General features: G+C 69.8%; 12 protein-coding genes. 3 read left to right on the top strand and 9 right to left on the bottom strand.

Annotated elements, in window-relative coordinates:
• Nucleotide 1: 1 nt before the first annotated feature.
• On the bottom strand, nucleotides 2–475 hold the full coding sequence (aroQ, locus tag AB0D59_RS22485; RefSeq protein ID WP_362568001.1) for a type II 3-dehydroquinate dehydratase: 474 nt from the start codon (nucleotides 473–475) through the stop codon (nucleotides 2–4).
• Nucleotides 476–647: 172 nt separating this feature from the next.
• Between aroQ and AB0D59_RS22480 the strand changes: the two genes are divergently transcribed.
• Nucleotides 648–1,919 (top strand): MFS transporter, encoded by a 1,272-nt coding sequence (locus AB0D59_RS22480; RefSeq protein ID WP_362567998.1) that lies wholly within the window; start codon nucleotides 648–650, stop codon nucleotides 1,917–1,919.
• Between the two features lie 10 nt (nucleotides 1,920–1,929).
• Here the strand turns inward: AB0D59_RS22480 and AB0D59_RS22475 are convergent, their stop codons facing one another.
• The 7 genes from AB0D59_RS22475 to AB0D59_RS22445 form a co-directional block, all read right to left on the bottom strand.
• Complete coding sequence (locus tag AB0D59_RS22475; protein WP_362567995.1) at nucleotides 1,930–3,030, bottom strand: ionic transporter y4hA; 1,101 nt, start codon at nucleotides 3,028–3,030, stop codon at nucleotides 1,930–1,932.
• Between the two features lie 114 nt (nucleotides 3,031–3,144).
• The gene (locus AB0D59_RS22470; protein ID WP_362567992.1) at nucleotides 3,145–3,447 is read right to left on the bottom strand and encodes a hypothetical protein; all 303 of its coding nucleotides are present in this window, start codon (nucleotides 3,445–3,447) and stop codon (nucleotides 3,145–3,147) included.
• A 129-nt stretch (nucleotides 3,448–3,576) separates the two neighbouring features.
• On the bottom strand, nucleotides 3,577–4,578 hold the full coding sequence (locus AB0D59_RS22465) for a TerC family protein (protein ID WP_362567989.1): 1,002 nt from the start codon (nucleotides 4,576–4,578) through the stop codon (nucleotides 3,577–3,579).
• A gap of 222 nt (nucleotides 4,579–4,800) precedes the next feature.
• A complete protein-coding gene (locus AB0D59_RS22460) occupies nucleotides 4,801–6,852 on the bottom strand; it encodes a TerD family protein (RefSeq protein WP_362567986.1) in 2,052 nt (683 codons plus the stop codon).
• A 49-nt stretch (nucleotides 6,853–6,901) separates the two neighbouring features.
• Entirely contained in the window at nucleotides 6,902–7,480 is a 579-nt protein-coding gene (locus AB0D59_RS22455) for a TerD family protein (RefSeq protein ID WP_362567984.1), read from the bottom strand.
• 157 nt (nucleotides 7,481–7,637) lie between these two features.
• Nucleotides 7,638–9,785 carry an excinuclease ABC subunit UvrB gene (gene uvrB / locus AB0D59_RS22450; protein WP_362567981.1) on the bottom strand — a complete coding sequence of 716 codons (2,148 nt, stop codon included), beginning with the start codon at nucleotides 9,783–9,785 and terminating at the stop codon, nucleotides 7,638–7,640.
• Between the two features lie 40 nt (nucleotides 9,786–9,825).
• A complete protein-coding gene (locus AB0D59_RS22445) occupies nucleotides 9,826–10,692 on the bottom strand; it encodes an MHYT domain-containing protein (protein ID WP_362567979.1) in 867 nt (288 codons plus the stop codon).
• A gap of 276 nt (nucleotides 10,693–10,968) precedes the next feature.
• On the opposite strand from AB0D59_RS22445, the gene AB0D59_RS22440 reads away from it, so the two are divergent.
• Together AB0D59_RS22440 and AB0D59_RS22435 are read left to right on the top strand one after the other, a co-directional pair.
• Nucleotides 10,969–11,838 (top strand): glycerophosphodiester phosphodiesterase family protein, encoded by an 870-nt coding sequence (locus tag AB0D59_RS22440; RefSeq protein ID WP_362567976.1) that lies wholly within the window; start codon nucleotides 10,969–10,971, stop codon nucleotides 11,836–11,838.
• Between the two features lie 51 nt (nucleotides 11,839–11,889).
• Entirely contained in the window at nucleotides 11,890–12,444 is a 555-nt protein-coding gene (locus tag AB0D59_RS22435; protein WP_362567973.1) for a methylated-DNA--[protein]-cysteine S-methyltransferase, read from the top strand.
• 22 nt (nucleotides 12,445–12,466) lie between these two features.
• On the opposite strand, the gene AB0D59_RS22430 is transcribed toward AB0D59_RS22435, so the two are convergent.
• Nucleotides 12,467–12,895, bottom strand: coding sequence for a VOC family protein (locus AB0D59_RS22430; protein ID WP_362567970.1), 429 nt, complete (start codon nucleotides 12,893–12,895; stop codon nucleotides 12,467–12,469).
• Nucleotides 12,896–12,985 lie beyond the last annotated feature (90 nt).

Raw genomic sequence — 12,985 nt, 5'->3', positions numbered from 1 at the left:
GTCACGCGTCGGCAGTGGCGGCGCCGACCAGCGCCGCCACCCGCTCCACGCCGAACACATAGCCCTGCACACCGCATCCGGCGATCACGCCGTCGGCCCGCAGGGAGACATAGGAGTGGTGCCGGAACGACTCACGCTTGTGGATGTTGGAGATGTGGACCTCCAACACAGGCATCCCGTCACAGGTGTTGAGGGCATCCAGGATGGCGATCGAGGTGTGCGAGTAGGCACCCGGGTTGATGACGATCCCGCAGTGGTCACGGCGGGCCTCGTGGATCCAGTCGACCAGTTCGCCCTCGTGGTTGGACTGGCGGAAGTCCACGGTGCCGCCCTGCGCGGCCGCCGCCTTGACGCAGAGGGCCTCGACGTCGGCAAGCGTGTCGGAGCCGTAGATCTCGGGCTGGCGTTGGCCGAGCAGGTTCAGGTTGGGCCCGTTGAGGATCATGATCGGGGCGTTGGCCAGGGTGCGGGGCACGCTTCCTCCGGTCCGTTCAGACGATGAGCGGTCCTGGGCGGACCGCAGCTCAGACCGGTTTATCACGGTGCGCCGAGGCGCCCGCGAAGGGCGCCGTGCGCCCCCGTAACTGACGGTCACCGTGGGTAGTTGACGCGACATGCACGATGTACGCACCGTAAAGGTTCCCTCGATGCTGCGGCTTGCGGCCGCCTCGCTCGCCGGGACCGCCATCGAGTTCTACGACTTCTTCGTCTACGGCACCGCCGCGGCGCTCGTCCTGGGGCCGCTGTTCTTCCCGACGTTCTCACCGCTCGCGGGGACGCTGGCGACGTTCGGGACGTTCGGCGTGGGGTTCGTGGCCCGGCCGCTGGGCTCGGTGCTGTTCGGGCACATCGGGGACCGGCGTGGCCGGCGTCCGGTCCTGGTCGCGTCCCTGCTGCTGACCGGCGCCTCGACGGTCGCGGTCGGCTGTCTGCCGACCTACGGCACGATCGGCGTCGCCGCGCCCGTACTGCTGCTCGTACTGCGCTTCCTGCAGGGGCTGGGGCTCGGCGGGGAGTGGGGCGGGGCGGTGCTGCTGACCGCGGAGCACGCGCCCCCCGGGCGGCGCGCCCTGTGGTCGAGCTTCCCGCAGATCGGCCCGGCCGTCGGCTTTCTGCTCGCCAACGGCGTGATGCTGGCCCTGTCGGCGTCGCTGTCCGAAGCGGAGTTCGCGCAGTGGGGCTGGCGGGTGCCGTTCTGGGCGGCCGGAGCACTGGCGCTGAGCGGGTTGTGGCTGCGTTCGTCGCTCGCCGAGAGCCCTCGGTTCCTGGAGCTCGACGACCACGCGCGCGTGCCGATCGCCGAGGTCGTACGGCATCACTGGCGGCTGGTGCTGCTGACGGCGGGGGCACTCGCGGTCGGGTACGCGGTGTTCTACGCGGTGACCACCTGGTCGCTGGCGTACGGGACGGACCGGCTCGGGGTGAGCCGTACCGTCATGCTCGTCTGCATCATGGGGGCCGTGGTGGTGAAGGGCTCGCTCACGCCGGTCATGGCCCTGCTCGGCGATCGCTACGGGCGGCGGCCGCTGTGCCTGGTGGGGTGCACGGCCTCGGCGCTGTGGATGTTCCCGATGGTGGCGCTGCTGGCGACCGGTGAGCCCCTGTTGATGTTCCTCGGATTCACGGGCGCGCTGATCGCCTTCATCACCATGTTCTCGGTCGTCGCCGCCTATCTGCCGGAGCTGTACGAGCCCCGGGTGCGCTGCACCGGCGCCGCCGTCGGCTACAACCTCGGCGGGGTCCTCGGGGGCGCGCTCACGCCGATCGTGGCGACGGCGCTGGCGGAGCACAGCGGGCGCGTGCCGTGGTCCGTGGGGGCGTACCTGACGGCGATCGCGCTGCTGAGCCTCGGCTGCTTCGCGCTGCTGCCGGAGACGCGCCCGGTGCCGGTGGCGGCGGCCGAGCCGGTCACCGGATGATCGTCGTGATCTAGGGGTTGACGGCCAGCTCCAGGTAGGCGGCGAACAGCACCAGGTGGACGCCGCCCTGGAGGGGTGTGGCCCGGCCCGGCACGACCGTGAGGGAGCTGACCACCACGGTGAGCGCGAGCAGCAGCATGTGGGTGGCGCCGAGGCCGAGGACCAGGGGGCCGGAGAGCCAGATGGAGGCGAGGGCGACGGCGGGAATGGTCAGCCCGATGCTGGCCATCGCCGAGCCGAGCGCCAGGTTGAGGCTGGTCTGCACTCGGTCGCGGCGGGCGGAGCGCAAGGCGGCGATGCTCTCGGGGAGCAGCACCAGCAGGGCGATGATCACACCGACGACGGCTTGGTGCAGGCCGGCCGCCGCCACGCCCGACTCGATCGTCGGCGACACGCCCTTGGCCAGTCCGACGACGCCGACGAGGGCGAGGCCCAGCAGGCCGAGGCTGATCCAGGCGGTGCGCGCGGAGGGGGCCTCGGCGTGGTCGTCGCTGTCGATCACCTCGCCCTGCCGGGTGATCGGCAGGAAGTAGTCGCGGTGCCGCACGGTCTGGGTCGCGACGAACAGGCCGTAAAGGATCAGTGAGGACAGGGCCGCGAAGGTCAGCTGGACGCCGGAGAACTCCGGGCCCGGCCTGCTGGTGGTGAAGGTCGGCAGGACCAGGCTGAGCGTGGCCAGGGTGGCCACGGTGGCGAGGGCGGCGCCGGTGCCCTCGGGGTTGAAGACCGCGGTGCCGTAGCGCAGCGAGGCGACGAGGAGACAGATGCCGACGATGCCGTTGCAGGTGATCATCACGGCGGCGAAGACGGTGTCCCGGGCCAGGGTGGAACTCTTGTCGCCGCCGTCTGCCATGAGGGTGACGATCAGGGCGACTTCGATGATCGTGACGGCGATGGCGAGGACCAGGGAGCCGAACGGTTCCCCGACCCGGTGGGCGACGACCTCGGCGTGGTGGACGGCGGCGAGGACGGATCCGGCGAGAACCACGGTCACCAGTGCGACGACCGCGCCGGGCAGATCACGGCCCCAGGTGAACAGGAGCAGGACGACCGCGAGCACCGGCACGAGGAACGTCCACTGAGTGGTGAGCGACCCGAGCCGAGTGATCATGCAGCGATGGTGGCAGAGGCGTACCGGGTTCGCATTCCGATCCTTTCGGGCTCCGGGGGCCCGCCGTCGGCGCGGCACGACCCCCGGGTCGTACGGGTGCGGTCGGTCGAACGGTTACGTGAAGTCGGTCATGTCCACGACGTCGCAGTCGGTGAAAGACGGCGGGCGGGTACACAGGGCGGCCATCCGCTCGGCGAACTTGCTCGTCTCGGGGTCGTCGCTGTTGCGCATGGCCTCCTCGTAGGAGTTGAACTCGATCACGCCCAGGTAGTGGCCGGGCCGGCTCCGGTCCCCCAGGATCAGTCGGCGCGTCGGACTGTTCTCACCGCCGGCGAGTTGGTTGCCCATCTCGTCCGCGAGGGCCCTCATCTCCTCGATGCGGTCGGTCTCGAAGTCGATGATCTGGACGAATGTCACGGTTGCCTCCACCGTATGGCGGCGCCCCCGACCGGGGGCGCTCCGCCACCCAACGAAGCACCGGGAGCGGTGGGTCGGCAATGCGCTTCGCACCGCTCCACGGGGTGGTTGTTCCTACGTCCGACGTGGTCAGACGTCGATGCTGTCCTTCGGAGCGCCTTCGCTCCGGGTCTGCGCCGCCTCGGCCGCCGCCTGCTTCCTGGAGGCCCGCAGGCTGGTGATCGTGGTGACGATCAGGACCGCGCAGATGACACCGAGCGAGACCGGGATGCTGATCTCCGGGACGTGGACGCCCGACTCGTGCAGGGCGTGCAGCACGAGCTTGACGCCGATGAAGCCCAGGATGACCGACAGGCCGTAGGAGAGATGGACCAGCTTCTTCAGCAGTCCGCCGATGAGGAAGTACAGCTGCCGCAGACCCATCAGCGCGAAGGCGTTGGCCGTGAAGACGATGTACGGGTCCTGTGTCAGGCCGAAGATCGCGGGGATGGAGTCCAGCGCGAACAGGACATCGGTCGTACCGATCGCAAGCATCACGACCAGCATCGGGGTCATGACGCGCTTGCCGTTCTGCTGGATCCACAGCTTGGTGCCGTGGTAGCGGTCGGCCACGCCGAACCTGCGCTCCGCGGCCTTGAGCAGCTTGTTCTCCTCGAACTCCTCTTCCTCTTCGTCGGCCCGGGCCTCCTGGATCAACTTCCAGGCGGTCCAGATCAGGAAGGCGCCGAAGAGGAAGAACACCCACGAGAAGCTGGCGAGGATCGCGGCGCCCGCGGCGATGAAGACAGCCCGCAGGACCAGGGCTATCAGGACGCCGACGAGCAGCACCCGCTGCTGGTACTGCGAGGGCACGGCGAACTTCGCCATGATCAGGACGAAGACGAAGAGGTTGTCGACGCTCAGCGACTTCTCGGTGATGAAGCCCGCGAAGAACTCGCCGCCGGGCTGGCCGCCACCGAAGACGAGTAGGCCGAGGCCGAAGAGTCCGGCCAGGGCGATCCAGACGACGGTCCAGATTCCGGCTTCCTTGACGGATACGTCATGCGGCTTGCGGCCGATGAAGAAGTCGACCGCGATCAGGGCGGCCAGACCCAAGATGGTGAGGACCCAAAGGGTCACGGATACATCCACTGCGCCTCCGGTTCGTGAATGGCAAAGGGTCAGCGTCGTCGCTGCCGGAGGTCTCTTCCACCCGAGACGGGCCGACGCCCCGGGATCCGGTCGGATCCGTATTGACGGGTACGCCGCAGCAGACAGGGAGTACTCCCCTCCGTGAGGAAAACAGTACCCCAATCACCAAGGAACGGTAAAGCGATTGGTAAAAGAAAGACCAAACTGCCTGTTCGGAGGACTTTACATACGCTTGGTGTAAGCGATCGCGACCTGGTTGAGCACCTGCTGGAGCATCTGGCTGCCGGCCGGCACCAGACAGGGCTCGTACGTCCAGGCATGCCCCACCCACGGGTCGGCCAGGTGATCGTCCGGTACCGGCGTGAGTCGCATCAGTGAACGCCACAGCGGATCGAGCAACGGTCCGTAGGCGGCGGCGTCCTCGCGGTCTGCGACCAGCAGGAGATGGACACCGACGTCCGGGCCCTCGTCCGCGAGATAGCGCAGCTGGGTGACGGCCCGGTCGTCGAAACCGTGCGGGAACTCGTTGACGACAAGCAACTGCCGCGAGGTGTCCAGACCGGGCGGCAGGGCGTCGGCCGCGCCGCCGCGCACAGCCATCTGCACCAGGTCGACACGCTCGGTCAGCCGCCCCAACACGTCCGCCACACCGGCGGCACCCGTCGCGGGCGGCCGGGCCAGTACACCGGCTCCCGTCAGCGGGTCGAGTGCGGAGGCACCGGAACCGGCCGGATCGATGACCTGTACGCCGAACTCCCCGGCCGGATGCACGGCGAGCAGCCGGGCCGCGAGCGCCACCGCCGTCTGCAGAGCGAGGTGCCGCAGCTCACCGGCGTCGGGAAAGGCACCGTCGACCGGCGCGGTGAGGCCGCTGTCGATCCAAAGGCCCCGCTCCAGCGGCAGCCGGACCAGCATCGGGATGCGCAGCGGGTCGCTCTCCGCAAGGTGCAGGTCGCCCAGTCGCACGGCCATCGGCGGCTCCGTCGGTACCTGGTAGACGTGCCAGACGGGGTTGTCCCAGCGTGCGTACGCCGGTGGCAGGGCGGGCTCGACGACTTCTGACTCGGCGGTGAGCTGGGCGAGGTCGCGGTCGAGGGCCGCCTGGGCCTGGTCGATCAGCTGGGCCTGCCGGGCGCGGGCCGTCTCGCGTGCGGCGTCCCCCGTCGAGCCCAGACGGCTGCGTGGGTCGGCGAGGACCTGGTCGAGCTCCTTCTCCAAGCGCGACTCGGCGAAGTCGACGGCACTGCGGTACGCGGCGGTGGAGCGGGCCAGGTCTTCGAACATGCCCCAGACCTGGTTGTACAGCCGCTCGTCCATGGACCAGCCGACCGCATCGCCCGCGACGGGCGGCACGGGCCCGTCGACCGGGGCAGGCGCCGCCGAGGCCGTGGACGGGGAGGCCTGGCGGCGCTTCGGATGCGTGTAGTCGAGGGGAGCGCCGGCGGACGTTGCAGCGGCAGCGGCAGCGGGCCCATCAGAGACCGGGGAGAGGCCGTCACCAGGCACCGGCTCCGGTCCGCCGGGACCGCCAGGTCCGCCAGGTCCGCCAGGTCCGCCAGGTCCGCCAGGTCCGCCGGAAGGGATCGGCTGGTCGCTGCCGTCGCCGGGTGCCTGAACGTCGTACGGGGAACCGGCGACGGAGCCGGACGGATCGGGGCCGGCGGCGGAGCCGGCCGTACGGCGGGAGCGGCCGGTGTCCGTGCGCACCGGGACTGCCCGGGCCACACCGCGCGCCACCGCTTCCTCGATCCCGCAGGCGAGTTCGGCGCCCTGGGGCAGGCCCTGGTCGGCGAAGAGCGCGGTGAGGCCTTCCGCGTAGCCCTGGCCCACCGCGCGGATTTTCCAGGCGCCTTGACGGCGGTAGAGCTCCAGGGCCACGACGGCCGACTCGGCGTCCAGGCCGGCGAGGGTGTAGCCGGCGACCTCGGTGCCGTCGAGGCCGGTGACCGCGGCGCGCGGCGGAGCGATGGCGCCGAAGCGGAGCGGGCCGCCGGGGGTTGCGGGCAGGGCGATCAGGACGCTGACCCGGTGCACGGTCTCGGGCAGGGCGTCGAGGTCGACGGCGAGCCGGTGTTCGGCGGCCGCCTGCCGGGAGACCTCGATCCCGGGCAGGGTGGGTGCGCCCGGATGGGCCACCCGGTCGGCGTCCCGCACCCGGCCGGTGTCGTCGGCGAGGGTGGCCCCCGTCACGACCGGCACATCGGCCGAGATCCGGATCTCGATCCGGTTCCGCGAGAGTGGATGGTTCTGCCCGCGCGCCAGCTCGGCCGCCATCGCCCATGTCCCCCTGTATGTCGTGTCGTCGTGCGCCGCGGGGCTTCTCCTAGAGGACCGGCAGGATCGTGGGCACCAGGTCCTGGAAGGTGCGGCCCTTGGCCGGCACACCCAGGGCCGTCAGCGTCCAGCCCGAGCCGGTCCGGTGCACCTTCGCCATGATCTGGGCGGTGTACTCGCCGCCGCCGTCGAGCGTGTAGCGGGCGAGTTCCTGGCCGTTGGTCTCGTCGACCAGCCGGCAGAAGGCGTTCTGCACTTCCTGGAAGGTCTGGCCGGTGAAGGAGTTGACGGTGAAGACGATCTGGTCGATGTGGACCGGGACGCGCGCGAGGTCGACGAGGATGGCCTCGTCGTCGCCGCCCTGCCCCGCGCCGCCGACGAGGTTGTCGCCCGTGTGCCGGACGGAGCCGTCGTCACTCACCAGGTGACGGAAGAACACGACGTCGACCGGCTGCTTGTCGGCGAACAGCACCGCCGAGGCGTCCAGGTCGATCTCCCGGGTGCGCGAGCCGAACAGCCCGCGCCGGGGTGCCGCCTTCCAACCAAGACCCATGCGGACCGCGCTCAGGGAGCCGCCGTCCTTCTTCTCCAGGCTGATGGCCTGACCCTTGGTCATGTTGACGGTCACGGCTGCTGTCCCCTCGTCGGATGTCCCCGGTTGCCGCGAAGTGCGCGGTTGTCCAAAACCCTATGCAGCGCCGCTGACAGTGCCGAACCCCGGCCCGCGGTTTGTGTCGGTGTTGCAACACTTCGCGCCCTTGCCGGGGTCAGGCGGCAGCTCGGGTTCAGGCCAGGCCCGCCTCCCTCATCTGGCGCAGTTCCTTCTTCATCTCGGAGACCTCGTCACGCAGCCGGGCCGCGATCTCGAACTGCAGATCCGCGGCGGCGGCACGCATACGTTCCGTCATCTCCTCGATCTGCTCGGCGAGTTCGGCCGCCGGACGGTCGGTCGGCACCGTCTCCTTCGCCTTGCCCTTGGCCGCCTTGCCGGCCTTCGCGCCCTTGGCCGCCTTGTCGCCCAGAGCCGGAACGGGGGCCTTGGCCGCCTTGCCGTCCTTCTGCTTGCGGTAGCCCGAGCCGAGCAGCTGTTCGGTGTCCACCTCTTCCCGGGCGATCTGCGCGACGATGTCGTTGATCTTCTTGCGCAGCGGCTGCGGGTCGATGCCGTTGGCCGTGTTGTAGGCGACCTGCTTCTCCCGGCGGCGGTTGGTCTCGTCGATGGCCCGCTCCATCGCCGGGGTGATCTTGTCGGCGTACATGTGGACCTGGCCGGAGACATTGCGCGCCGCGCGGCCGATGGTCTGGATCAGCGAGGTGCCGGAGCGCAGGAAGCCCTCCTTGTCGGCGTCGAGGATGGCCACCAGGGACACCTCGGGCAGGTCGAGGCCCTCACGCAGCAGGTTGATGCCGACCAGGACGTCGTACTCGCCGGAGCGCAGCTCGCGCAGCAGCTCGACGCGGCGCAGGGTGTCGACGTCGCTGTGCAGATAGCGCACCTGGATGCCGAGTTCCAGGAAGTAGTCGGTGAGGTCCTCGGCCATCTTCTTGGTGAGCGTGGTGACCAGGACGCGCTCGTCCTTCTCGGTGCGCTTGCGGATCTCGTGCACCAGGTCGTCGATCTGGCCCTCGGTCGGCTTGACGACGACCTCCGGGTCGACGAGGCCGGTGGGACGGATGATCTGCTCGACGACGCCGTCCCCGCGGGACAGCTCGTAGGTGCCGGGGGTCGCCGACAGGTACACCGCCTGCCCGATCCGCTCCTGGAACTCCTCCCACTTCAGGGGGCGGTTGTCCAGGGCGGAGGGCAGCCGGAAGCCGTGGTCCACGAGGGTGCGCTTGCGGGAGGCGTCACCCTCGTACATGGCGCCGATCTGCGGCACGGTGACGTGCGACTCGTCGATGACGAGGAGGAAGTCGTCCGGGAAGTAGTCGAGCAGGGTGTTGGGCGGAGAGCCGGGCGAGCGGCCGTCGAAGTGCATCGAGTAGTTCTCCACGCCGGAGCAGCTGCCGATCTGGCGGAGCATCTCGATGTCGTACGTGGTGCGCATGCGCAGCCGCTGGGCCTCCAGGAGCTTGCCCTGCTTCTCCAGCTCCGCGAGGCGCTCCGCCAGCTCCTTCTCGATGTCGTTGACGGCCCGCTCCAGGCGCTCGGGACCCGCGATGTAGTGGGAGGCCGGGAAGACGTACAGCTGCTGGTCGTCACTGATGATCTCGCCGGTGAGCGGGTGCAGCGTGGACAGCGCCTCGATCTCGTCGCCGAACATCTCGATGCGGACGGCGAGCTCCTCGTAGACCGGGAAGATCTCGATGGTGTCGCCGCGGACGCGGAAGGTGCCGCGGGTGAACGCCACGTCGTTGCGCGTGTACTGGATGTCGACGAAACGGCGCAGCAGGAGGTCGCGGTCGATCTCGTCGCCGACCCGCAGCGGGACCATCCGGTCGACGTACTCCTGCGGTGTACCGAGGCCGTAGATGCAGGACACGGAGGCGACCACGATGACGTCGCGGCGGGTGAGCAACGAGTTGGTGGCGGAGTGGCGCAGTCGCTCGACCTCCTCGTTGATCGAGGAGTCCTTCTCGATGTAGGTGTCCGACTGCGGGACGTACGCCTCGGGCTGGTAGTAGTCGTAGTACGAGACGAAGTACTCGACCGCGTTGTTCGGGAGGAGCTCGCGGAACTCGTTGGCCAGCTGGGCGGCCAGCGTCTTGTTCGGCGCCATCACCAGGGTGGGGCGCTGGAGCTTCTCGATCATCCACGCGGTGGTGGCGGACTTGCCGGTGCCGGTCGCGCCGAGGAGGACGACGTCCTTCTCACCGGCCTCGACGCGCTTGGCCAGGTCGGCGATGGCCGCCGGCTGGTCGCCGCTGGGCTGGTACGGGCTGACGACCTCGAAGGGCGCCACCGTGCGTTCGATGTGGGAAACGGGCCGCATGGGTTCCACCGTACGACCCCGCACTGACAACAGGCTCTGATCAGCGATTCTGCGGAGTGCGCGAGCTGTGGTGGCTCTGCTGGCGGCCGATGCGCAGCTGCGGGCGGCGGCTCGGGTGGTGGGTGACCTCGTCGGCCGGGACACCCGGCTTGTGCTCCACACGCAACCGGTCGGGCCTGCCGGTGATCATCATGGGGTCGAACACCACGACGGCGGCCGCGAGGCAGAGGAAGGCCAGCGGGCCGATCAGCATGGGAGCGAGCAGGGAGGCGGGCGAGTCGCCGGGGGGCGTGCCACCGGTGTGGTGGAGGTGGACGCTCATGGCGGCCATGCCGGTGTAGTGCATGCCGCTGACGGCGAGTCCCATGACGAGGCTCGCGCCGACGCTCCGCAGGAAGCCGCGGATCTGTCCGGCCGCCCACAGGGCCGAGGTGGCGGCCACGACCCCTATCACGACCGACGCGCCCACCGTGAGCGTGTTGTACTCCAGGGTCCCGTTGAGGCGCAGGCCGGCCATGCCGAGGTAGTGCATCGAGGCGATACCCAGGCCGGTGATCGTGCCGCCCGTGAAGAGCGCGGTTCCGGTGGCGCCCCGGTAGCCGACTATGAAGATCCCGACGCCCACCATGACGATGGCGAGGCCGAGGCTCGCGAAGGTGATCGCCTTGTCGTAGTGGACCGGCGTCTCCTTGACGCTGAACCCCATCATCGCGATGAAGTGCATGGTCCATATGCCGGAGCCGATCGCGGCCGACCCCAGGGCGAGCCAGGCGGGCCGCCAGGACTGGGCCACCAGCATCGCCCGGGTCGTGCAGCGCAGCCCCAGGGCACCGCCGAGGCAGGCCATCACGTAGGCCACCAGCGGGGTGACGACCCCATAGCTGAATCCGTCGACCGTGCCCTGCATACGTGGCTGCCCTTCACCCTTTGCGTCCCGGAATATTTGATATGCGCCCCCGTCCCAGGACCGCCCGGGCAGTCAGGGTTGACGCAGAGAGTATGACCCGCACCGGAATGGTCGAACGATTTTCCGGCAAAGAAACACGGCCTTGCCGCAGTTGTGCGGCACCGGTGAGCGGACTTGGTTAACTCCATTCAATCTGTGGCCATCCCGTACCCGACCATCGTTGACTCCCTGCTGTCACTCTTGTGCTGTCCGTATTCGCCGACGTGAGGAGTACGCATGCACGCGCGTGCCGTCGCCGCCACGACCACCGCGCTGCTGGGCACGGCCGCCCTGCTCAGCCCCGTGCCCGCCGCCCGGGCGGGCGACGCGCGCGAGCCCACGGTGCTCGCCCACCGGGGCGCCTGCGCCTACGCGCCCGAGAACACGCTGGCCGCCGTCGACAAGGCGGCCGAGCTGGGCTTCACCTGGGTCGAGAACGACGTCCAGCGCACCAGGGACGGCCGACTGGTCGTCCTTCACGACGACAGCCTCGCGCGCACCACGAACGCCGAACAGGTCTTCCCCGGCCGGGCGCCCTGGAAGGTGAAGGACTTCACCGCCGCGGAGATCGCCCGGCTGGACGCGGGCAGCTGGTTCTCACCCTCGTACACAGGCACGCGCGTGCCCACGCTGGCGCAATACATGCACAGGATCGAGCACAACCACGAGAAACTGCTCCTGGAGATCAAGAACCCGGAGCTGTACCCGGGCATCGAGCGGCAGATCGTCAAGCTGCTGGGAAACGAGGGCTGGCTGGACGGTCCGCACCTCGGCCGGATCGTCGTGCAGAGCTTCAGCGCGGACAGTCTGCGCGTCGTGCACGGGCTCAGGCCGGCCGTGACGACCGGCTACCTCGGCACACCGCCCGTGACGTCCCTGGACCGGTACGCGCGCTTCACGGACCTGATCAACCCGTCGGTGGGGTCGATCTCCGCCGGTTATGTGGCCTCCGTGCACTCGTTCGACGGCCCGCACGGCAGGCCGCTGCGTGTCTTCACCTGGACGGTGAACGACGCGGCCACCACCTGGAAGGCCGTCGGCTACGGCGTCGACGGGATCATCACCAACAAGCCGGACGTGGTGCAAGCCGCGCTGCGCGCGAACTGAGCGGGGCCGGGAGGGACGGCGTTGTCAGTGGCGGGTCGTACGGTGGGTCGCATGGACAGCGAAGGGCAGTACGAGCAGCGGGTGGTGTGGGCCGTTGTGAGCACCGACATCGGTCCGCTGCTGCTGGCGGCGACCCGCGAGGGCCTGGTCACCGTGGGCTTCCACGCCACGGACGCGGTGCGGGAGCGGACTGTGGAGCGGCTGGCGGCCCGGCTGGGCGCCGAGCCCGTCGAGGATGCCGCGGCGCCGGTGCTGGCCGAGGCGATACGCCAGCTGCGGGCGTACTTCGCGGGCGAGCGGCAGGACTTCGACCTGCCGCTGGACTGGTCGCTGATCTCCGGCTTCAACCGGCAGGTGCTGCGCGAACTGGCCGCCGGCGTCCCGTACGGCAGCGTGGTCGGATACGGCGATCTGGCCGGTCGGGTCGGGCAGCCCGGCGGGGCGCAGGCGGTGGGCGCGGCGATGGGGGCCAATCCGCTGCCGGTCGTCGTGCCGTGTCACCGGGTGGTGGAGAGCGACGGCGGCATCGGCGGGTTCGGCGGCGGTCTGGAGACCAAGCGGAAGCTGCTCGCCCTGGAGGGCGTCCTGCCCGAGCCGCTGTTCTGAGGCGCCTCGGCGGGAGCGACGGTCAGTCGTAGTGCCGGGCCTCGATGACATTGCCGTCCGGGTCGCGGAAGTAGAAGTTGCGCGGGGCCCTCCCGCGGGCGCCGAAGGAGCCGTGGCCGATGTCGGTCATGGGGACGGCGTGCTCCGCGAGGCGGGCGCGCAGGGCGCCGAACGCGTCGGACGGCAGGCACAGACAGATGTGGTTCACCGGGTGGCCCGCGCTGTCGGCGGCGCCGGGAAGCGCCGGCATGCGTTCGGCGAGGGTGTGCGGCGCGAGGTCGAGGATCGTCTCCTCGTTGACGCGTACAGAGGGGAAGGACACCTCTCCCGCGGTGAACTCGGCGATCCGCAGCGGCTCCAGGCCGAGCATCCGCTCGTAGAAGCCGGCCGCGGCGACCGGATCCGCGACCCAGAGGACGACATGGTCCAGGCGTGCCATGTGATGCGTCATGCGGCCCAGGCTGGTGGCGTCCGGCACAGGCCGCAAGCGTTTAGCCGGGTGTGCCGCCCGCCAGAGATGAGGGAAGACCGACGGACAGGA

The sequence above is a fragment of the Streptomyces sp. NPDC048417 genome (genome assembly GCF_040651615.1).
GTDB lineage: Bacteria > Actinomycetota > Actinomycetes > Streptomycetales > Streptomycetaceae > Streptomyces.
This window is presented reverse-complemented; position numbering and strand designations above follow the sequence as displayed.